19 protein-coding genes are annotated in these 20,683 nt (G+C 73.1%); 3 read left to right on the plus strand and 16 right to left on the minus strand.

Annotation, left to right across the window (positions count from 1 at the left end; translation table 11 throughout):
* Position 1: 1 nt before the first annotated feature.
* The 15 genes from hpnH to ACZ66Z_RS01885 form a co-directional block, all read right to left on the minus strand.
* Positions 2-1,024, minus strand: a complete 1,023-nt coding sequence (hpnH, locus tag ACZ66Z_RS01815; protein WP_469931975.1) for an adenosyl-hopene transferase HpnH — start codon at positions 1,022-1,024, stop codon at positions 2-4.
* Between the two features lie 7 nt (positions 1,025-1,031).
* Positions 1,032-1,703 (minus strand): phosphorylase family protein, encoded by a 672-nt coding sequence (locus ACZ66Z_RS01820; protein ID WP_469931976.1) that lies wholly within the window; start codon positions 1,701-1,703, stop codon positions 1,032-1,034.
* Positions 1,703-3,688, minus strand: a complete 1,986-nt coding sequence (gene shc / locus ACZ66Z_RS01825) for a squalene--hopene cyclase (protein ID WP_469931977.1) — start codon at positions 3,686-3,688, stop codon at positions 1,703-1,705. Before shc ends, ACZ66Z_RS01820 begins: the two co-directional genes overlap by 1 nt.
* A gap of 107 nt (positions 3,689-3,795) precedes the next feature.
* On the minus strand, positions 3,796-4,896 hold the full coding sequence (locus tag ACZ66Z_RS01830; RefSeq protein ID WP_469931978.1) for a polyprenyl synthetase family protein: 1,101 nt from the start codon (positions 4,894-4,896) through the stop codon (positions 3,796-3,798).
* A complete protein-coding gene (hpnE, locus tag ACZ66Z_RS01835) occupies positions 4,893-6,338 on the minus strand; it encodes a hydroxysqualene dehydroxylase HpnE (protein WP_469932252.1) in 1,446 nt (481 codons plus the stop codon). The genes ACZ66Z_RS01830 and hpnE overlap by 4 nt, the downstream gene beginning before the upstream one ends.
* 208 nt (positions 6,339-6,546) lie before the next feature.
* Entirely contained in the window at positions 6,547-7,497 is a 951-nt protein-coding gene (gene hpnD / locus ACZ66Z_RS01840; RefSeq protein WP_469931979.1) for a presqualene diphosphate synthase HpnD, read from the minus strand.
* On the minus strand, positions 7,494-8,405 hold the full coding sequence (hpnC, locus tag ACZ66Z_RS01845; RefSeq protein ID WP_469931980.1) for a squalene synthase HpnC: 912 nt from the start codon (positions 8,403-8,405) through the stop codon (positions 7,494-7,496). Before hpnC ends, hpnD begins: the two co-directional genes overlap by 4 nt.
* Before the next feature lie 313 nt (positions 8,406-8,718).
* A complete protein-coding gene (locus ACZ66Z_RS01850; protein WP_469931981.1) occupies positions 8,719-9,366 on the minus strand; it encodes a TetR/AcrR family transcriptional regulator in 648 nt (215 codons plus the stop codon).
* A gap of 112 nt (positions 9,367-9,478) precedes the next feature.
* The gene (locus ACZ66Z_RS01855) at positions 9,479-10,264 is read right to left on the minus strand and encodes an ABC transporter ATP-binding protein (RefSeq protein WP_086826592.1); all 786 of its coding nucleotides are present in this window, start codon (positions 10,262-10,264) and stop codon (positions 9,479-9,481) included.
* Complete coding sequence (locus tag ACZ66Z_RS01860) at positions 10,257-11,189, minus strand: ABC transporter permease (RefSeq protein WP_469931982.1); 933 nt, start codon at positions 11,187-11,189, stop codon at positions 10,257-10,259. Before ACZ66Z_RS01860 ends, ACZ66Z_RS01855 begins: the two co-directional genes overlap by 8 nt.
* 49 nt (positions 11,190-11,238) lie before the next feature.
* Positions 11,239-12,084 (minus strand): glycosyltransferase family 2 protein, encoded by an 846-nt coding sequence (locus tag ACZ66Z_RS01865; RefSeq protein WP_469932253.1) that lies wholly within the window; start codon positions 12,082-12,084, stop codon positions 11,239-11,241.
* 47 nt (positions 12,085-12,131) lie between these two features.
* A complete protein-coding gene (locus tag ACZ66Z_RS01870) occupies positions 12,132-12,944 on the minus strand; it encodes a CDP-alcohol phosphatidyltransferase family protein (protein ID WP_469931983.1) in 813 nt (270 codons plus the stop codon).
* The gene (locus tag ACZ66Z_RS01875; RefSeq protein WP_469931984.1) at positions 12,922-13,983 is read right to left on the minus strand and encodes an iron-containing alcohol dehydrogenase family protein; all 1,062 of its coding nucleotides are present in this window, start codon (positions 13,981-13,983) and stop codon (positions 12,922-12,924) included. The genes ACZ66Z_RS01870 and ACZ66Z_RS01875 overlap by 23 nt, the downstream gene beginning before the upstream one ends.
* Entirely contained in the window at positions 13,971-14,723 is a 753-nt protein-coding gene (locus ACZ66Z_RS01880; protein ID WP_469931985.1) for a phosphocholine cytidylyltransferase family protein, read from the minus strand. Before ACZ66Z_RS01880 ends, ACZ66Z_RS01875 begins: the two co-directional genes overlap by 13 nt.
* Positions 14,720-16,519, minus strand: a complete 1,800-nt coding sequence (locus ACZ66Z_RS01885; protein ID WP_469932254.1) for a DUF5941 domain-containing protein — start codon at positions 16,517-16,519, stop codon at positions 14,720-14,722. The genes ACZ66Z_RS01880 and ACZ66Z_RS01885 overlap by 4 nt, the downstream gene beginning before the upstream one ends.
* Positions 16,520-16,964: 445 nt before the next feature.
* Here ACZ66Z_RS01885 and ACZ66Z_RS01890 point away from each other — a divergent pair, with 445 nt between their 5' ends.
* The 3 genes from ACZ66Z_RS01890 (at position 16,965) to idi (ending at position 20,125) form a co-directional block, all read left to right on the plus strand.
* A complete protein-coding gene (locus ACZ66Z_RS01890; protein ID WP_469931986.1) occupies positions 16,965-17,906 on the plus strand; it encodes a cation diffusion facilitator family transporter in 942 nt (313 codons plus the stop codon).
* A 198-nt stretch (positions 17,907-18,104) separates the two neighbouring features.
* The gene (locus ACZ66Z_RS01895) at positions 18,105-19,352 is read left to right on the plus strand and encodes a GNAT family N-acetyltransferase (RefSeq protein WP_469931987.1); all 1,248 of its coding nucleotides are present in this window, start codon (positions 18,105-18,107) and stop codon (positions 19,350-19,352) included.
* A gap of 152 nt (positions 19,353-19,504) precedes the next feature.
* The gene (idi, locus tag ACZ66Z_RS01900; protein WP_469931988.1) at positions 19,505-20,125 is read left to right on the plus strand and encodes an isopentenyl-diphosphate Delta-isomerase; all 621 of its coding nucleotides are present in this window, start codon (positions 19,505-19,507) and stop codon (positions 20,123-20,125) included.
* An 81-nt stretch (positions 20,126-20,206) separates the two neighbouring features.
* On the opposite strand, the gene ACZ66Z_RS01905 is transcribed toward idi, so the two are convergent.
* Complete coding sequence (locus tag ACZ66Z_RS01905) at positions 20,207-20,659, minus strand: ATP-binding protein (RefSeq protein ID WP_469932255.1); 453 nt, start codon at positions 20,657-20,659, stop codon at positions 20,207-20,209.
* Positions 20,660-20,683 lie beyond the last annotated feature (24 nt).

The following is a 20,683-nucleotide window of genomic DNA, read 5'->3' on the forward strand; positions in this document are numbered from 1 at the left end:
CTCACCCGTTGCTCCCGGAGACGGTCTCCCGGACCGCGCGCAGCGACTCCTTGAGGGAGCCCATGGTGGCGAGGACGGCGGTGGGCTCGTAGCCGCAGTGCGCCATGCAGTTGGCGCAGCGCGGGTCCTTGCCGCGGCCGTACTTGTCCCAGTCGGTGTCCTCGACGAGCTCGCGGTACGTGGGGACGTATCCGTCGCTCATCAGATAGCAGGGGCGCTGCCAGCCGAAGAGGGAGTAGTTGGGGATGGCCCAGGCGGTGCAGGGGAAGTCGGCCTTTCCTTCCAGGAAGTCCAGGAAGAGCGGCGAGTGGTTGAGCCGCCAGCGGCGCCTGTTGCCTCCGGCGAAGGCCTTCTTGAAGAGTTCGCGGGTCTGCTCGACGCCGAGGAAGTGCTCCTGGTCGGGGGCCTTCTCGTAGGCGTAGGCGGGCGAGATCATCATCTCGTCGACCTGGAGGTCGTCGTTGAGGAAGTTGAGCACCTCGATGATGGTCTGCGGGGTGTCGGTGTTGAAGAAGGTCGAGTTGGTGGTGACCCGGAAGCCGCGCCGCTTGGCCTCCTTGATGGCCGCCACCGCCTCGTCGAACACGCCCTCCTTGGCGACGGACTCGTCGTGCCGTTCCCGCAGCCCGTCGATGTGGACGGCGAAGGCGAAGTACGGGGAGGGGGTGAACTTCTCCAGCTTCTTGCGCAGCAGCAACGCGTTGGTGCAGAGGAAGACGTACTTCCGACGGGCCACCAACTGGCGCACGATCTCGTCGATCTGAGGGTGCATCAGGGGCTCGCCGCCCGCGATGGACACCATGGGGGCCCCGGACTCCAGGACCGCGCCGACCGCCTGGGCGACCGGCATGCGCTGCTTGAGGACACCCGCCGGGTGCTGGATCTTTCCGCAGCCCTCGCACTTGAGGTTGCAGGCGTAGAGCGGCTCCAGCTCGACGATCAGCGGGAACTTGTCCCGCTTGCGGAGCTTCTGTTCGAAGAGGTAGGTCCCGACCCGGATGGACTGACGGAGCGGCATGGCCATAACTCGCTCACCTCCTGGGGAGCAGCAAAGAACGGTGCCATTCGAAGAATGCGGGAAGGACGGCGCGAAGAACGCGGAAGGCCGATATTCCCCCGCGCACCGTGCCAATCCGGACCAGTTCATATTCCGGAGCGTCCACGACCACCCGGACGGCCGCAACCGGGCGGGCGTCCGGCCCGTCCCCGAGCGCTCCGGCGGCCCGGGCGGTACGGAGGGTGGCGGCGGACTCCATGTCGACGGCGATCGCGCCGTCGGCGGCCAGCGCGGCCCGCTCGGGGCCGCGCACCACGTGGTCGGAGCCGATCAGCGGCCCGGTGTGGACCGCCCGCCCGGGCACCGCCTTGACCAGGGCCTTCACCAGGAGCTCGGTCCCGGAGCAGAGGGTCGTGCCGTCGGGGGCGCGGGTCTCGTCGGCGACGATCAGGTCCCCCGGGCGCATGCCCGGGGCGAGGCCCGCGCAGAAGCCGGAGGCGATCACCGCGGCGTCCCGCCAGGGCTCCTCGCCGAGCGCCCGGGACACGGCCCGGCGGGCCCGGTCCGGCCCCATGCCGGTGCGCAGCACGGTCACCGGGCCGGGCGCGCCGCCCCGCTCCCCGCTGCGCAGGGCGAACTGCTCGATGCCGAGCGCGCAGGCGATCAGCAGCGGCGGGCCGGCGCCCGGCCCGGGCTCGCGGCCCATCAGTCCGCCTTGCGCGGCGCGGGGTCCCCGTACACGTAGCGCCCGAGCGCCGTGAGCGGGAACACCTGCCGGTAGAGGTGGTAGTTGATGGAGAAGTCCCAGGGGAAGCCGGTGCCGGTGAAGTACGGCTCGTCCCAGGATCCGTCCTCCCGCTGGGTACCGGCCAGCCAGGCGACGCCCCGGCGGACGGGCTCGGAGTCGCGCTCGCCGGCGGCGAGGAGGGCGATCAGCGCCCAGGCCGTCTGGGAGGCGGTGGAGGGGCCGCGCCCGACCCATTCCTCCTCCTTGTACGAGCGGAGGTCCTCGCCCCAGCCGCCGTCGTCGTTCTGCGCGGTCGCGAGCCATCCGACGGCCCGGCGGATCGCCGGGTGGGATCCCGGCAGTCCGGCGGCGACGAGCGCGGGGAGCACCGAGCCCGTGCCGTACACGTGGTTGACGCCCCAGCGGCCGAACCAGGCGCCGTTGGGCTCCTGTTCGGCGAGCAGCCACTCGATGCCCCGGCGGGCGCGCGGGTGCCCGGCCATTCCCTCGTACGCGAGCATCTCCACCACGTGGGCGGTGACGTCGGCGGAGGGCGGGTCGATGACCTCGCCGAAGTCGCAGAACGGCAGTTTGTTGGGGAAGGCGCTGGTGTTGTCGGCGTCGAAGGCCGCCCAGGCGCCGTTGCGCGACTGCATGCCGAGCGTCCAGCGGGCGCCGCGGGCGACGGCCGCCTCCACCCGGGCGGGGTCGGGGTGCTCGACCCGGCGCAGGGCGAGCAGGACCTCGGCGGTGTCGTCGATGTCGGGGTAGTTGTCGTTGTGGAACTCGAACGCCCAGCCGCCCGGCGGGAGTCCGGGCCGGCGCACCGCCCAGTCGCCGGTCCGGGTGATCTCCTCGTCGAGCATCCAGTCCACCGCCTTCACCAGCGCCGGGTGGTCGGGGCGGAGTCCCGCGTCGACGAGGGCGATGGTGGCGAGGCAGGTGTCCCAGACGGGCGACTGGCAGGCCTCGATCATCCGCGAGCCGTCCTCGCGCCGGACGGCGAACCGGTCGAGGGATTCCAGGCCGGCCCGCATGACCGGGTGCCGGAGGTCGTAGCCGAGGAGGTGGAGGGCGATGATCGAGTAGACGGCGGGCGGCTGGATGCCGCCCCAGCAGCCGTCGTTCTCCTGGCGCTCGACGATCCACCGGGCGGCGACGTTCATGGCCGTCCCGCGCAGCGCGCGCGGGGCGAAGCGGTGGTAGAGGTGCAGCGCCTTGTCGAGCCGCTGGAAGATCCCGTCCCAGCCGGTGGCCGGGGCGAGCGGCCGGGGCGGGTTCGGCCGCGCGGGGTCGGTGTGCAGCTCGTCCAGCGGGAAGGGGGCGGGCCGGACCGGGCGCTTCGCGGAGACCACGGTGAGCGGCACGATCGTCTGGCGGGCCCAGCAGCCGAAGTCGTAGATGTTGAGCGGGAACCACTTGGGCAGGAAGAGCAGCTCCGGGGGCAGCTCGGGCAGGTCCTCCCAGCGCCACCAGCCGAAGAGGGCCAGCCAGATCCGGGTGAAGACCCGGGCGGCGGCGATCCCGCCCCGGGCGCGGACCCAGGCGGAGGCACGGGCCATGTGGGGGGCCTCGGGCGGGTCCCCGGCGAGCCGCAGGGCCACATAGGCCTCGACGGTGGCGGAGAGCTCGCCGGGCCCGCCGTAGAAGGTGGCCCAGGCGCCGTCCTCGCCCTGCCCGCGGCGGATGTGGAGGGCGGCGGCGCGGGTGGTGTCGGCGTCGAGGATGCCCAGGAACTGGCGGAGGAGCAGGTCCTCGGCGTCCATGGTGACGTTGGTCTCCAGGTCGCCCTTCCACCAGCCGGCCGGGTCCTGCCGGGCGAGCAGGTGCTCGACGGCCCGTTCGACGGCCCGCGCGGCGGTGCCGTCGAGACCGGACGCGAAGGCGTCGGTGTCGTTCGTCTTGCTGGCCGCGGCCGCCCGGGGGCCCACGGCCCCGGCGCTTCCGTCGGTCGTCGCTGTCATGGCTTCCCCTTTGTGCAGTCGGATCCTTCTGCTCCTGCGGGTCTGCCGTCGGCCGGCGCCGGGTGGCACCGGCCGGCGACCGCGAACTCATATCAGGGTGATGGTGATCATCTCTTCCGTACGACCACGAAATCGGCCAGTGCGGTGAGCTGCGCCCGCACGCGGGCGGGCATGTCCACCTCGTTCAGGGCCTCGATCGCGACGGCGTGCTGACGGCGGGCCTCCTGGGAGGTCCACTCGCGTCCTCCGGCCTCCTCGATGAGGGCCGCGCGGGCGGCGAACTCCTCCTCGGAGAAGGTGTCGAAGTCGATGGACTTGGCGTCCGCGGCGAGCAGCTCGCCGAGCTGCTCGGAGGCCGGGCCGCCCGCGGCGAGGGCGGCGACGACCGGGAGGGACTTCTTGCGCTGGCGCAGGTCGCTCCAGGTCTGCTTGCCGGTGGCCTCCGGGTCGCCCCAGATGCCGAGCAGGTCGTCCACGGCCTGGAAGGCGAGGCCGAGGTGGTAGCCGTACTCCTCCAGCTTGTCGGCGGTGCGGTCGTCGGCCCCGCCGAGGACCGCACCGATGGAGACGGCGCAGGCGAGCAGGGCGCCCGTCTTGTTGCCCTCCATCTCCAGGCACTCCTCGACGGTGACCCGCTCGCGGTGCTCGTAGGAGATGTCCTGGGCCTGCCCGTCGATGAGCTTGCGGCTGGCCGTGGTCAGCCGGCGGGTGGCGCGGCCGGCCTCGACGGTGCCGATCTCGAGCAGGATCTCGTTGGCGAGGGCGAAGAGGGCGTCGCCGACGAGGATCGCCTGCGCGGGGCCGTGCACCTTCCACACCGTGTCGCGGTGGCGGCGCTGCTCGTCACCGTCCATCAGGTCGTCGTGGAGCAGCGAGAAGTTGTGCACGAGCTCCACGGCGACGGCGCCGGGGATCCCGACCTCGGGCGCGGCGCCCGCGGCCTCGGCCGACAACAGGGCGAGCGCCGGGCGGACCGCCTTGCCGCCGTCGCCGTCGGCGGGGTTGCCCTGCGCGTCGATCCAGCCGAAGTGGTAGGCGGCCACGGTGTCCATGGGCGGCGCGAGGCGGTCGACGGCCGCCCGCAGTACGGGGGTGGACAGGGTCCGCCCCCGCTCCAGCAGTGCGGACACGTCCGCGGTGTCGACGGCCGGATGTCCCGGCGGCACTGTCGGCACGGTCTCTCCTCTTGTTCCGGTACTCACACTCATGCCGCCTCCTGCAGCGGATGGTCATGGCGGCGGCCGAGGGCGGAGAGCGCGGCGCCCGCGGCGCTGAATCCGCTGCGGACGGCACCCTCCATGGTCGCGGGCCAGCCGGTGGCGGTCCAGGCCCCGGCCAGGTACAGCCCCGGGGCCCTGGTGCGGGCGCCGGGCCGGAGCCGGCCGACGCCCGGGGTGGGGGCGAACGTGGCCGTCCGCTCCCTGGTGACGAAGAAGTCGCGGATCCCGGCGCCGCGGGCGGCGGGCAGGAGCCGCTCCAGCTCGGGGAGGTACTTCGCGCGCAGGGCGGCGACGGGCGTGTCGATCTCGTCCTGGGCGGCGGACTGGGAGACGGCGAGGTACTGGCCCACCCGTCGCCCCTCACCACCCTCGTCCGAGGGCCCTTCGGGCCCGCCCCTCAGCAGCCCGGAGGAGTCGGTGCGGTCGAAGACCCACTGCACCGGGGAGCCGAGCGTGGTGAAGAAGGGCCGCTTCAGCACCTTGCGGTCGTAGACGACGTGCAGGTTGAGGATGGGGGCGGTGTCGATGTCGAGGAGCCGGTCGGGGGCGTCGAGGGCGCCCTCGGGGAGCAGGCCGTGGGCCTCGTGCTGCGGGACGGCGAGGACGACGGCGTCGGCCTCGATCCGCTCTCCCGGTACGTCGACGGTCCAACGTCCGTCGTCGGTACGGGAGATCCGCTCGGCCTTGGTGCGGAGCAGGGTGCGGACGCCGAGGGCGTCGAGCTCCTTCGCGGCCCGGGTGTCGTGGAGTTCGCCGAGCGGGACGTGGGCCCAGCCGATGTCGGCGGCGCCGGGCTCGGAGAGGAGCCCGGTCTTGAAGACCATCGCGGCGAGGGCCATGGAGGCCTGCGGCGCGGGGGCGTTGAGGGTGGGGATGCCGACGAGGTCCCAGAGGGCCTCGACGGCCCGCGGGGACTGTCCGTGCCGGCCGAGCCAGGTGGCGAAGTCGATGTCGTCGAGCGCCGGGTCGGCGGGGTCGAGCTTCTTCAGGGCGAGCGCGGCCCGGCCGACGGAGGCGCGCTCGGCGAGGGAGAGGTGCGGGTACGCGGCGAGGCTGCGCGCGAGGTGCAGCGGTACCGGGAGGTCGTCGCGGCGGATCCGGCCGAGCCGGGGGCCGCGGGGGTGCGCGACGTCGAGCACGGGGACGTCGAGGCGGTCCTGGAGGGGGGCGAGCCGGGCGCCGTCGACCCGGTCGAGGAACCAGCGGTAGGCGGTGCAGCAGCGCAGGTAGACGTGCTGGCCGTTGTCGACGGTCAGGTGGCCCCGGCGGAAGGAGAAGGCGAGGCCGCCGAGCCGGGGCCGCCCTTCGAGCAGGGTGACCTGGACGCCGGCCTCGGCGAGCCGGAGCCCGGTGGTGATGCCGGCGAGCCCGCCGCCGACGACGACGGCACGGGGCCGCGACCCCCCGCCGGTGCCGGGGCCGCCGGTCACGGCGCCCGTGCCGACGCTCCCGTTCCGGTCGGTGCGGAGGATCGGCCCGGGGGCGGCGGAGACGCCCGGCGGAGTGTTCCGCTCGGTTCCTTCGTGGTTCACACCGCCTCCGTTCGGGTCGTCGTCGTGGTCGGTTTCGGAAGTGCCTCGGGCAGGGACGCCGGGGCGGCGCCCGGGGTTGCCCGGAGGGCGGGGCCGCAGGGGCGCATCAGGCACGCCTCCTGACGGTGCGCCGGGCGATGGTGCGGGTGTCGAGGCCGGAGAGGCCCCGCACCGCGACGTACGCCTTCTCGCGGCCCGGCAGCGAGACGCGGCCGCGCAGGACCGCCTCGGGGTCGCGCTCGATCCGGTCGAGGAGGCGCCGGTAGATGCCGGCCATGGCCGCGACGCAGGCACCGCTGCGCCGGTCGAGCATCGGGAGGAGCCGGTACCCCTCGGCGAACAGGGCGCGGGCGCGCCGCACTTCGAAGTGGACGAGGCCGGCGAAGTCGGACCCGGGGGCCGGGGTCCCGCTGCCGAAGCCGTCTCCGCAGCCGAACTTGGCGAGGTCGTCGGCGGGCAGGTAGGTGCGACCGTTCCCGGCGTCCTCGCGCACGTCCCTGAGGATGTTGGTGAGTTGGAGCGCGAGGCCCAGGGTGTCGGCGTACTCGGGCGCCCGGTCGGCGCCCTGGGCGCCGGGCTGGGTGCCGAAGACGCCGAGGGAGAGCCGGCCGATCGCGCCGGCGACGCAGCGGCAGTAGACCTTGAGGTCGTCCCAGGTCTCGTAGGTCGCGCCGCGCACGTCCATGAGGACGCCGTCGATGAGCTCGTCGAGGCCGTCGAGCGGGATCGGGAAGCGGCGGGCGGAGTCGGCGAGGGCGACGGCGACGGGATCGGTGTCGTCCTCCTCGATCAGACCCTTGCGGACGCGGTCGAGGACGTCGCGGGTGGCTTCGAGACGTTCCCGCTTGTCCTCGGGCGCGAGCGTGCCGTCGCCGATGTCGTCGACGCGCCGCGAGAAGGCGTACAGCGCGGACATCGCCTGTCGCTTCTCGGCCGGGAGCAGCCGGATCCCGTAGGCGAAGTTGCGGGCCTGCTGTCCGGTGACCGCCTCGCAGTAGCTGTAGGCGGCCTGGACCGGTGCGGACGGCTGGTGCTGGGCCTCCACGGTCGCGCTCACCCCTCTCTCCGCGCCCGGAGCAGAACCGCTCCCGCCTGGCGCATCAGGCTCGGCTTGGTGGCCTTCGGTGGGCCGGTCAGCACGTCGTACCCGACGTCGGTGATCGCGTCGAGGGCCGCGAGTCCCCCGCCGGTGAAGCCGGCGAGGAGCAGGCGGAGCCGTCCGTGGACGCTGCCGACGAGCGGGGCGCCCGCGTGGAGGAGCGCGCGGGCCCGCTCGGCCTCGAAGGCGATCAGCGCCCGCACGGAGGCGCCGGCGGTGGGCGCGGCGAGGTCGCGCTCGGTGACGCGGAAGCGCTCCAGGTCCTCGGCGGGCAGGTAGATCCGGTCGCGGGCGAGGTCCTCGGCGACGTCCTGGAGGTGCTCGACGATCTGCAGGGCGGTGCAGATCTCGTCGGAGCGCCGGATCCGCTCGGGGGTGTCGGTGCCGCTGAGGGCGAGGACGAGGCGGCCGACGGGGTTGGCGGAGAGCTCGCAGTACGCGAGGAGGTCGTCGTACGTCTCGTAGCGGCGGACCAGCTGGTCCTGCCGGTTGGCGGCGATCAGGCCGAGGAAGGGCGCGGGGGTGAGCCCGCGGCGCCGGACGGTCGGCTGGAGGGCGCGCAGCAGGGGGTGGTGCGGGGCGGAGTCGAAGACCCGGTGGAGGTCGGTCTCCAGGGCGTCGAGGAGGGCGACCCGGTCGTCCGCGGCCTCGGGGCCGACGCCGAGGTGGCGGGCGTCGGCGCCGCCGGGGGCGAGGTCGCCGTCGCCGATGTCGTCGACGAGCCGGGCGAATCCGTAGACGGCCATGAGGTCGTCGCGCCAGGCGCGGGGCAGGAAGAAGGGGGCCACGGGGAAGTTCTCGTCCGCGGCCTTGCCGAGTGTGGTGCGTGAGGAGGCGTCGGTGGGCGCCTGCCGGGTCTCCGTCACTGGGCGCTTCCTGACGGAGGGACGGCGACACCCTCGTGGAGCTGGAGATTCTGCGTCATGGCCGTCACGTCTCCCGTTCTACACTGCCGATCCAATCCATCCTATTTCGGACACGCCGCCGACCCCTGCCCGTAGGTCCGCCACGCGCGGGCCCGATGGCCGCGGGTATCGCCCTACTTGCCGCGAAACAGACCGGTCCAGCTTACGTTGTACGACGACCTTCGCCATTCCGGGGTGGCGGGCGTCGCCCGCCTCACCCGTACGGGGCCCGCGTCGCTCGTCAACCCGCCTGCCGGGCAGGGGAGTTCGGAAATCAGCCGACGGCCGCGCCGGAGACCACCATCGCGAGGGTCGCCTCGACGACGCCGCCGCGGCCCTGCGCGGAGAGGCGACGGAGGGGCCCGTCGACCAGGAGGAGTGACAGTCCGTGCACGGCCGACCACGCCGCGGCCGCGGTGGCGGGGCGGGCGCCGGGGCGGACGGCGCCCTGCCGGGCGAGCGCCTCGAGCGCCTCCCTGAGCAGGGTGAACGCGTGGATCTCGGGCTCGGCGGCGGGCCGGGCGGCCGGGGGCTCGCCCGCGTCGGCGGGGCGGGGCACGCAGAACGCGGCCCGGTAGAGGCCGGGCTGCTCCACGGCGAAGCCGACGTATCCCCGGCAGAGGGCGACGACCCTGCGCTCGGCGGCGAGGACGGGGTCGTCGGCGCCGGGCTCGCGGGCGGCGGCCCGCTCCATGGAGGCGGCGAGCTCCCGCCGGGCATGGGCCCGGACGGTGCGGAGGAGTTCGCCGCGCCCGTCGAAGTGCCGGTAGGCGGCGGTGGGCGAGACGCCGACCCGGCGGGCCGCCTCGCGCAGGACGACCCGCTCGGGGCCGCCTTCGGTGGCGAGGTCGACGGCCGCGCAGACCAACGCGTTGCGCAGATCGCCGTGGTGGTAGGTCTTTCCCGCCGAGGTCGCTGCCATGAGCCCATCCTGCCCGAAGTTAACCGCATGAACATTCCAGGTGGTGGCGCGACGCGCGGAAACCGGAGGAGCCCCCGCCGGATGAATCCGGCGGGGGCTCCTCCCGGGGACCTCAGCGCGCGGTCTCGCGCTCGTACGCCTTGAGGACCTCGTCCGTGGGGCCGTCCATCAGGAGCTGCCCCTTCTCCAGCCAGAGCACCCGGTCGCAGGTGTCCCGGATGGACTTGTTGCTGTGGCTCACCAGGAAGACCGTGCCGGCCTCCTTGCGGAGCTCGCGGATGCGCTCCTCCGAGCGGATCTGGAACTTGCGGTCACCGGTCGCGAGCGCCTCGTCGATGAGGAGGACGTCGTGGTTCTTGGCCGCCGCGATGGCGAAGCGGAGCCGGGCGCCCATGCCGGAGGAGTACGTCCGCATGGGGAGGCTGATGAAGTCGCCCTTCTCGTTGATGCCGGAGAAGTCGACGATGTCCTCGTAGCGGGAGCGCACCTCCTCGCGGCTCATGCCCATGGCGAGGCCGCCCAGGATCACGTTGCGCTCGCCGGTGAGATCGTTCATGAGGGCCGCGTTGACGCCCAGGAGCGAGGGCTGCCCGTCGGTGTAGACCTTGCCGCTCTCGGTGGGGAGCAGGCCGGCGATGGCGCGCAGGAGCGTGGACTTGCCGGAGCCGTTGGTGCCGATGAGGCCGATGGCCTCGCCCCGGTAGGCGGTGAAGGTGACGCCGCGGACGGCGTGGACCTTGCGGACGCCCCGGGAGACCTCGGCCTTGCCCCGGCCGACGATCCGGCTGAGCGCAGCCGTGGCGCTGCCCTTGCCGCCGCCCCCGGTGTTGACCCGGTAGACGATGTGGACGTCGTCGCAGATGACGGTGGGGACGCGGTCCCGGTTCGTGTCAGCCACGGCCGTACCTCTCCTCGGCCTTCCAGAAGTAGACGAAACCGCCGACGCCGAAGACGAGGGCCCAGATCAGGGCCGTCATCCAGACGTGGTCCGGCAGGTTGTGGGCGCTGTAGCCCTCGATCATGGCGTAGCGCATCAGGTCCATGTACACGGCCGCCGGGTTGTACATGAGGATGTCGGAGATCCAGGCCGGCTTGTCGGCGAGCATGGTCTGGATCGAGAACATCACGCCGGAGGCGTACATCCACGTGCGCATGATGAAGGGCATCAGCTGGGCGAGGTCGGGCGTCTTGGCGCCCATCCTGGCCACGATCAGCGCGAGGCCCGTGTTGAACACGAACTGCAGCAGCAGCGCCGGGATCACCAGCAGCCACCGGAGGGAGGGGTAGCTGCCGAAGAAGAGCGCGATCGCCACCAGCACGATCATCGAGTACAGCAGCTGCTGGAGCTGCTGGAGCGAGAAGGAGATCGGGAGGGTGGCGCGCGGGAAGTGCAGCGCCCGCACGAGGCCCAGGTTGCCCGAGATCGCCCGCACGCCCGCCATGACCGAGCTCTGGGTGAAGGTGAACACGAAGATGCCGGTGACGAGGAACGGGATGTAGACGTCCTTGCTCATCCCCTGTCCCGCGCCCAGGATCAGCCCGAAGATCAGGTAGTAGACCAGGGCGTTGAGCAGCGGGGTCGCCACCTGCCAGACCTGGCCCAGTTTGGCCTGGCTGTACTGGGCGGCCAGCTTCGCGGAGGAGAAGGCCAGGATGAAGTGGCGACGGCTCCACAGATCGCGGACGTACTCGAACAGGCCGGGCCGGGCTCCGCTGACGGCGAGGCCGTACTTCGCGGCGAGGGCGGCCGGCTCCAGGCCCCCGTCGACGGAGGACGGAGGCGCGCTCGTCGCGACCGCCCCGCCCAGGTGTGTGTCACTCACAGTCGAAACTTTCGTGTTCAAGATGCGCGGCACGTGGAGTACCACGATGTCAGACGACCGGGGGGCGACCCAGCCGGGTCAGGCGCCACACCGTACGCCACCTCATGGGGCGGCGCGGTCCGCAGGGGGTCGTCCAGCCCGCGCGGAATCCGCCGAGCCACGCCTTCAGCGCGGAGGGCGAGGGCCGCCGGGCCAGGGTGAGCAGCAGCCAGACGCCGAGGTAGACCGGCACCAGGGGCGCGGGCAGGTTGCGACGTGCCAGCCACACTCGGTTGCGGGCCACGTTGAAGTGGTACGAGGCGTGCCGGGACGGAGCTGTGGTGGGGTGCAACAGCACCATGTCGGAACGGTAGTCGATCATCCAGTCGGCGTCGAGCGCGCGCCAGGCGAGGTCGGTCTCCTCGTGCGCGTAGAAGAACTCGCCCGGCAGACCGCCGACTTCGGCGAAGACCTTGGTGCGGACGGCGTTGGCGCCGCCGAGGAAGGTGGTCACCCGCGAGGAGCGCATCGGGTCGGCCGAGCGGAGCCGGGGCACGTGCCGGCGCTGGGTGGCCCCGGTCTCCGGATCGGCGATCCGGAAGCTGATGATGCCGAGGCGCGGGTCGGCGGTGAAGGCCTGCCGGACCAGCTCCGCGGTGTCCGTGTGGGCGAGCAGCCCGTCGTCGTCGAGGAAGAGCAGGACGTCGACGTCGGTGCCGCCGGGGCCGAAGGCCTCGATGCCGACGTTCCGGCCGCCGGGGATGCCGAGGTTCTCGGGCAGGTCGACGGTCCTCACCCCGTCGGGCACCCCGGTGACCGGGGTGCCCTGGCCCACGACGACGACCTCGACCGGGTCGCCCTCCTGCGCGGCGATCGAGTCGACGAGCGCGCGCAGCTCGTCGGGGCGGTCGCCCATCGTGATGACGACGGCTCCCACCCTGAGCGGCGTGCTCACGGCCGGCCTCACTTCAGCCTGCTGGAGACCATGATCGACACGAGGTGCAGCACGGTCTGGAGCAGCGCGATGCCGGCGAGGACGGCGACGCCGAGCCGGGTGAAGAAGAGGTCTCCCCTGACCTGGTCCGCGATCGCCAGGACCACGATGAGCAGCGAGGCCTCGATGCCGAGGACGAGCCGGTGGAACTTGAGCGCGGCGGCGGCCCGGCGGGCCAGCGCCATCCCGGAGGAGCGCGGCTCGGAGGCCGCCTCCTTGACCGGCGGCAGGCCGCCCTGGTGGCGGGCGACGCCGACGAGGTCGGTCTCGGCCTTGATCAGGATGGCGCCGAGCGCGGCGAGCGTGCCCAGGAAGGCCCACAGCCAGTCGATCCGGCCCGAGCCCCACAGGTCGGCGGCGCGCAGGCCGAAGCCGACGAGGACGGCCGCGTCGCACAGGTAGGCGCCGACCCGGTCCAGGTACACCCCGCCGAGCGAGAACTGCTTCTTCCAGCGGGCCACCTCGCCGTCGACGCAGTCGAGCAGCAGGTAGAGCTGGACCATGAGCGCGCCGAGCAGCGCCCCGGGGATCCCGGGCACCAGCAGGGCCGGTGCGGCGAGGACGCCCGCGAGCGTCATGACGTACGTGAGCTGGTTCGGCGTGATCCTGGTGCCGACGAGCTGCCGGGTGATCCTGAGCGAGATCTCCCGCATGTAGAGGCGGCCGCCCCAGTGCTCGCCGCTCCGCCGGTCCTTCACGCCCGGCGGGTGGACCACCGGGCGGAGCTCAGCTACCGACGGCTTCCGCGCGGGACGGACCTCAGCTACCGATGGATTTGGCATAGTCGGCGTACGCGTCCCTGATCTCGTCGTCGGACAGGTCGAGGTGTTCGAGGATGGTGAAGCGGCCCGGCCGGGTCTGCGGGGCGAAGGACACCGCCCGGACGAACTCGTCCACGGTGAAGCCCATCTCCTCCGGCAGGACGGGCAGCCCGTGCCGGCGCAGGGTCTCGACCATCGCGCCGGAGGCGTCCCGCGCACCGCGCAGGTGCATCGCGAAGGCCGCGCCGAGGCCGCACTGCTCGCCGTGGCTGGCCGCGCGCGTCGGGAACAGCAGGTCGAAGGCGTGGCTGATCTCGTGGCAGGCGCCCGAGGAAGGGCGGCTGTCGCCGCTGATGGACATGGCGATGCCGGACATCACCAGGCCCTCGGAGAGCGTGACGAGGAAGTCGTCGTCGCCCACGCCGCCGGGGTGGCGGAGCACCGCCTCGCCGGCGCTGCGGGCCATGGCGGCGGCCAGGCCGTCGACGGGCTCGCCGGTCTCGCGGTGCGAGAGCTCCCAGTCCTCGATGGCGGAGAGGTTGGAGATCGCGTCGCCGATGCCGGAGCGGACGTACCGCACGGGGGCGTCCCGGATCACGTCGAGGTCGACGACCAGCGCGATCGGGGTGGGCACGCCGTAGGAACCGCGCCCGTTGTCGTTGTCCAGGGTGGAGATCGGGGAGCAGATCCCGTCGTGCGACAGGTTGGTGGCGATGGCCACCAGCGGCAGCCCGACCCGGGCCGCCGCGTACTTCGTCACGTCGATGATCTTGCCGCCGCCGAGGGCGATCACGGCGTCGTACCGCTTGCCGCGCATGGCGTCCGCGAGCTTCACGGCCTCGTCGATCGTGCCGCCCGAGACCGGGTACCAGTCGGCGCCGGGCAGCTCGGGGGCGAAGTGGTCGCGCAGCTTGAGGCCCGAGCCGCCGCTGATGGCGACGGCGATCTTGCCGTTGCTGGAGATCCGTCGGTCCGCGAGGAGCGCGGACAGGTCGTCCAGCGCTCCCCGGCGGATGTCGACGACGACCGGCGAGGGGATCAGCCGAGTCAGTACTGGCACGCGATCTCACGGCCCTTCGCGAGGTCGTCGTGGTTGTCGATCTCGACCCACTTGACGTCGCCGATGGGGGCCACGTCGACGGTGAAGCCGCGGTTGACGAGCTCCTGGTAGCCGTCCTCGTAGTAGAGGTCGGGGTCGCGCTCGAAGGTGGCCTTGAGGGCGTCGGCGAGCTCCTCGGCGGCCTCGGCCTCGATGAGGGTGACGCCGATGTACTCGCCGGTGGCGGTGGCCGGGTCCATGAGCTTGGTGATGCGCTGGACGCCCTTGCCCTCGGCGGTGATGACCTTCATCTCCTCGTCGGCGAGGTTCTTCACCGTGTCGAGGGCGAGGATGATCTTCTGGCCGTTCCCGCGGGCGGCGAGCAGGGTCTTCTCGACGGAGACCGGGTGGACCGTGTCGCCGTTGGCGAGGATCACGCCGCGCTTGAGGACCTCACGGGCGCACCACAGGGAGTAGGCGTTGTTCCACTCCTCGGCCTTGTCGTTGTCGACGAGGGTGATCTCGAGGCCGTACTTGGCCTCCAGGGCCTCCTTGCGGTCGTAGACGGCCTCCTTGCGGTAGCCGACGACGATCGCGACCTCGGTGAGGCCGATCTCGGCGAAGTTCTTGAGCGTGCCGTCGAGGATGGTCAGCTCGTTCTCGGTGCCCTCGCCGGACACGGGCACGAGGGCCTTCGGAAGCGTCTCGGTGTAGGGGCGCAGACGCCGTCCGGCACCGGCTGCCAGTACGAGGCCGATCATGCTGTTTCTCCTTCGTCGTGAACGGCGGGTGCTCCGGAGGAGACCCAGAAGCGGATGGACTCCACGAGCACCACCAGCGCGACGGCGACCGCGAGCGCGGTCAGTGCCAGGGTGAAGTCGTCGCCGCGGTCCGCCAGCAGGGCGGCGAGGACGGTCACCAGGAGCGTGCGCCCCTCGTGTCCGCCGGTGACGCGCGCCAGCCAGGCGGGCGGCGCGCCGGTGCCTCCGCGGATGCGGTACACCGTGTCGTAGTGATGGTAGGCGACGGCCGCGACCAGCCCGAATGCGGCGGGCAGGGCCTGCGGGGAGTCGGAACGGGCCGCGAGCACGAGGACGGCGGTGTACTCGGCGGCGCGGAAGAGCGGGGGGACGAGCCAGTCGAGGGCGCCCTTGAGGGGGCGGGCGACGGCGGCGCCGGCGAACACCACGTACACGGCCGCGGCGACGACGGTTCCGCGGTCCCCGAACGGGCGGCCGATGACCGCGGCGAGCAGCACGCCCGTGGCGATCAGCGCGGGGACGAAGCCGGGGAGCAGCCGGAGTCCGGCACGGCCGAACGTCCGGCCCGCGATCCCGGCCAGCGGGCCCGAGTCCGCCAGGTCCGCCAGCGCCCGGGCCGCCCGGTCGGTCCGCTTCGCCTTGCGGGTCAGGGAGCGCAGGACGCGGCCCGCCGTGGTGTAGCAGGCGCCGAAGGCGCAGCCGACGATCAGCGCCCAGAAGACGATCCGGGGGCTGGTGGCGGCGGTGAGGACGGCGATCATCGCCCAGCGCTCGCCGATCGGCAGGATGATCATGCGGCGCGCCCAGACCGTCCAGCCGACGCTGTCGAGCCGGTTGGAGAGGGCCGCGGTGGGGCTGGTGTTGGCCGTGGCGTCGTGGTTGGCCTCGTTGAAGGAGAAGTCCACGACGTGCCGGCAGGTCATGAGGACCATGGCGCCGAGCGCGAGCGCCCAGACGTCGTCGCCGTCACGGGCGGCGCCGAGGGCGAGGCCCGCGTAGAAGGCGTACTCCTTGGCCCGGTCGAAGGTGGCGTCGAGCCAGGCGCCCATCGTCGAGTACTTGAGCGCGTAGCGGGCGAGCTGCCCGTCCGTGCAGTCGAGGACGAAGGAGACGAGGAGGAGGACGCCGGCGGCGATGTAGCCGCCGCGGGCGCCGGTGGCCGCGCAGCCGGCCGCGATCAGCGCGGTGAGCAGCGAGGCGGTGGTGACCTGGTTCGGGGTGAGGCCGCGGCGCGCGCACCAGCGGGCGATGTAGCGCGAGTACGGGCTGATGAAGAAGGTGGTGAAGAAGCCGTCGTGCGCCTTGACCGCCGAGCGCAGGCGCACGGCCTCGTCGTCGACGGCGTCGACGGCGGCGCGGGCCTCGTGGCGGGCCTCGGCGTCGGTGGGCACGGTGGCGACGAGGGTGCCGAGCTGGGGCCGGTGCACGGCGACGCCGTCGGCGTCGAGGGCCTCGGCGAGCGAGTCCGCGAGGCCGTGCGCGTCCGTGGGGCCGGGGCCGCCGGTGGGGCCGGGTCCGCCGGTGAGCGTGCCGCCGCCGGTGGTCCCGGCGGTCGCGGAGACCGCTTCCAGGGCGCGGGCGAGCGCGGGGCGGGCCTCGCCCTGGGCGGTGAGCGCGCCGGGAGCGGCGGCCGCGGGGAAGCGGGGGTCGGTCAGGGCGAGGCGCAGCGCGTGCAGGTGACCGACGAACCGGGGGTCGACGAGCGCGACGCGCTCGCCCGCCGGGACGGCGGCCAGCAGGGCGCCGGCCTCCTCGGCGCCGGAGGCGATCCGGACGTCGAAGCCGAGCGACCGCAGATCACCGTCGAGCGAGGATCCGGGTGCCGGCGGGCCGGTGAGGATGGCGGTCGACAGACGAACTCACTCCTTGGAGCTGACGGAGGGGCCGGCGGGGCATGGGCGGCCCCGGGCGCGGCGGTGCGGCCGGCACCGGGCGGCGACACGTCGGCTGAGGCTATCGGATGAACGGAACGCGAGTTCACCGAGGCTTCGCCGGCCGGACTCCCCCGGGACGGTCCGTGTCCGTCCGGGTGCGCCGCGTTCCGCGGGGACCGCCCCCGGCGGTCGACGGACCGCCCCGCGGGCCCCGTTCCGGGAGGTCGGCGCCCCTGTCCTCCCGCTCTGACGTCGTCGCAGGTCAGAGCATATGACAACGGTGTTCAGTGCCGTGTTGCCGATACCCCCCTCCCGTAGTTCACTTGCGAATCGGGGCACACACGCGACACGACCGGGAGGCCTTGTCATGGGGGCTGGACACGATCACGGGCACGGCCACGGCGGCCCGCCGCCCACGGGGACGGCGGCCGCCGCGTACAGGAACCGGCTGCGGATCGCACTCGGCATCACGCTCTCCGTGATGGTGATCGAGATCGTCGGAGGCCTGGCCGCCGACTCGCTCGCGCTGATCGCGGACGCGGCGCACATGGCGACCGACGCGGTCGGCCTCGCGATGGCGCTCCTCGCGATCCACTTCGCGAACCGGCCCCCCTCGGGGAACCGCACGTTCGGGTACGCCCGGGCCGAGATCCTGGCCGCGCTCGCCAACTGTCTGCTGCTGCTCGTCGTCGGCGGGTACGTGCTGTACGAGGCCGTCCAGCGGTTCGTCGAACCGGCCGAGACCAGGGGCGGCCTGGCGATCGCGTTCGCGGTGGTCGGCCTGGTGGCCAACGTGGTCTCGCTGTCGCTGCTCATGCGGGGCCAGAAGGAGAGCCTCAACGTGCGCGGGGCGTACCTGGAGGTGCTCGCGGACGCGCTGGGTTCGGTCACCGTGATCGTCGCGGCCGCGATCATCCTGGCGACGGGCTGGCAGTACGCGGACCCGATCGCCTCGATCGTGATCGGCCTGATGATCGTGCCGCGCACGGTCAAGCTGCTGCGCGAGACCCTGGACGTCCTCCTGGAGGCGGCCCCCAAGGGCGTGGACATGGCGGAGGTGCGGGCGCACATCCTGGACCTGCCGGGCGTCGAGGACGTGCACGACCTGCACGCCTGGACGATCACCTCGGGGATGCCGGTGCTCTCCGCGCACGTGGTCGTCGACCAGGGCGCGCTGGACTCGGTCGGACACGAGAAGATGCTGCACGCCCTGCAGGGCTGCCTGGGCTCGCACTTCGACGTGGAGCACTGCACCTTCCAGCTGGAGCCGGTCGGGCACGCGGAGCACGAGGCGAAGCTCTGCCTCTGAGCGACGCCTGCTGTTAGTCTCGTCGTACGAACAGGCGTGGAGAGGAGCTGAGGTCGATGACCGTCGCGATGGAGGCTGCCCAGTGCGGCAGCACCCGGTCGTCCCTCAGCCTCCGGGTCTCCGGCTGACCTGATCCCGGTCCTTCCACCGGTACGTCACGTCGTCGGCCGGGGCCCTTTCACCCAAAGGGTTTCCACGTTGTCCGACAACGCCCTGCACGACTCCTTCTTCGCCCTGCACCACGGCCTCCCGCGCCAGGGTCCGGGCTCCGACACCACCACCCGTCGGCTCCTCGCGCTCACCGGTCGGCTGCCGGAGCGTCCGCGCGTGCTCGACCTGGGCTGCGGCCCCGGTCGCTCCGCGCTGCTCCTGGCCGCCGAGGCGGGCGCCGAGGTGACCGCCGTCGACACCCACGAGCCGTTCCTCGCGGAGCTGCGGGAGGCCGCCGCCGCCCGTGGCCTCGACGGTCAGGTCCGTCCCCTGCACGCCGACATGCGGGCGCTGCCGTTCCCCGACGGCTCCTTCGACCTGGTCTGGGCGGAGAGCTCGGTCTTCGTGCTCGGCTTCGACCGGGCGCTGGCCGAATGGCGCCGGCTCCTCGCCCCCGGGGGCACGCTGGTGCTCACCGAGTGCGTCTGGACCACCGGGGAGCCGGGCCCGGCGGCCCGCGCCTTCTGGGAGGAGCACTACGCCCTCCGCACCGTCGCCGGGAACGCGGCGGCGGCCGTGGCGGCCGGCTACCACGTCCTGGGGACCGTCCCGCAGCCCGAGAGCGACTGGGACGAGTACTACGTCCCGCTCGCCGCGCACGCCGACGCGGCGGACACCGCCGTGCCCGGCATGGCCGAGGCGGTGGCGGGGGCCCGCGCCGAGATCGCGCTGCGGCGCGGGCACGGGTCCGACTACGGGTACGCCGGCTTCGTCCTGCGGGTCGCCGATCCGCGCTGGCGCACCCGCCCCGAGGGCGAGGGGGACGTCGCCGCCGTGCGGGCCGTCAACGCGTCGGCCTTCCCGACCCCGGAGGAGGCCGCCCTCGTCGACGCGCTCCGCGCGGACGCCGGGGCCTGGCTGTCCGGCCTGTCGTACGTGGCGGAGGCACCCGACGGCACGGTCGCCGCGCACGCGCTGATCTCCCGCTGCCACGTGAACGGCGTCCCCGCCGCGGCCCTCGGCCCGGTCGCGGTCGCTCCGGAGCACCAGCGCGCCGGGGCCGGGCAGGCCGTCGTCCGGGCGGTCCTCGACGCGGCCCGGCTGCGGGGGGAGCGGCTCGTGCTCGTGCTCGGCCATCCGGAGTACTACCCCCGGTTCGGGTTCGTACGGGCGTCCGAGTACGGAATCAAGCCAGGTTTCGAGGTCCCCGACGAGGCCATGATGGCGCTCGTCCTGGACGCCTCGGAGCCCGTCCCCTCGGGCACGATCGCCTATCCGGCGGCTTTCGGGGTCTAGCCGCCCCGGACGAGGGCGCCGCTCCCACCGCACCGCTTGTACTCCGGTGCGGTGGGAGCGGCCACGTCCGGACGCCGAAGTGCGGACAAGCCGCTTTTGTACGGCACACTGTGGGGGCCCCACCGGGCCGAGGACCGATGCGAAGGATGGGTATGCCGACCACACCAGCCACCGCGGCTCAGATCTCGCCGGAGATCACGTCGAACGGCGTCCAGCCGTCCGGAGCCCCGGCGCCGATCATGCTCGAACTGGTCGACGAGGAGGGGAGGACCATCGGCACCGCGGAGAAGCTCGCCGCGCACCGGGCGCCCGGGCAGCTCCACCGCGCCTTCTCCGTCTTCCTCTTCGACGAGTCGGGCCGGCTGCTGCTCCAGCGGCGGGCGCTCGGCAAGTACCACTCTCCCGGCGTGTGGTCGAACACCTGCTGCGGCCACCCCTACCCGGGCGAGGCGCCGTTCGCCGCGGCGGCCCGGCGGACCTTCGAGGAGCTGGGCGTCTCGCCGACGCTGCTCGCGGAGGCCGGCACCGTCCGCTACAACCACCCGGACCCGGCCTCGGGACTGGTGGAGCAGGAGTTCAACCACCTCTTCGTCGGCCTCGTGCAGGCCGCGCCGCGGCCGGACCCGGAGGAGATCGAGTCCACCGACTTCGTGACCGCCGACGAGCTGGTCGAGCGGCACGCCGCCGCGCCCTTCTCCGCCTGGTTCATGACGGTCCTGGACGCGGCGCGGCCGGCGATCAGGGAGCTGACGGGTCCGTCCGGGGGCTGGTGACCCCGGCGCCCCTCCCGGCCCCGGTGCCACCGGGGCCGGGGCTTCCGGCCGTGTGCACCTGGCGCGGTCCGGCGGACCCCGTCAGGCGGGCCCCAGGGGCAGCGCCGCCCAGATGATCTTCCCGCCGCTCGCGGTGTGCTCGACGTCGCAGGTGCCGCCGGACTCCTGGGCGATCTCGCGGACCAGGAGGAGGCCCCGGCCACCGGTCTGGCCCCAGTCCGCCTCCAGGGCCTTGGGGCGGTAGGGGTGGTTGTCCTCGACGGACACCCTGACCCACTCGGGGCCGATCGCGACCTCCACCGCTATCTCCGGGGAGAGCAGTGCCGCGTGCCGCACGGCGTTGGTCACCAGCTCGGAGACGATCAGCAGCAGGCCGTCCATGATCTCCTCGCGGACGGGGACGCCCTGGCGGACCAGCAGGTCCCGTACGGCGTGCCGGGCCTGCGGGACGGAGACGTCGACCGCTGCAGCGGTGAAGCGCCAGACTCCTTCGTAGGAGGGTTGCCGGGCGGGGACACCCCCGTGGGTGTCCACGGTCCCGTTCCCACCCTCGTGCTC

The sequence above is a fragment of the Streptomyces sp. NPDC107498 genome (genome assembly GCF_055582805.1).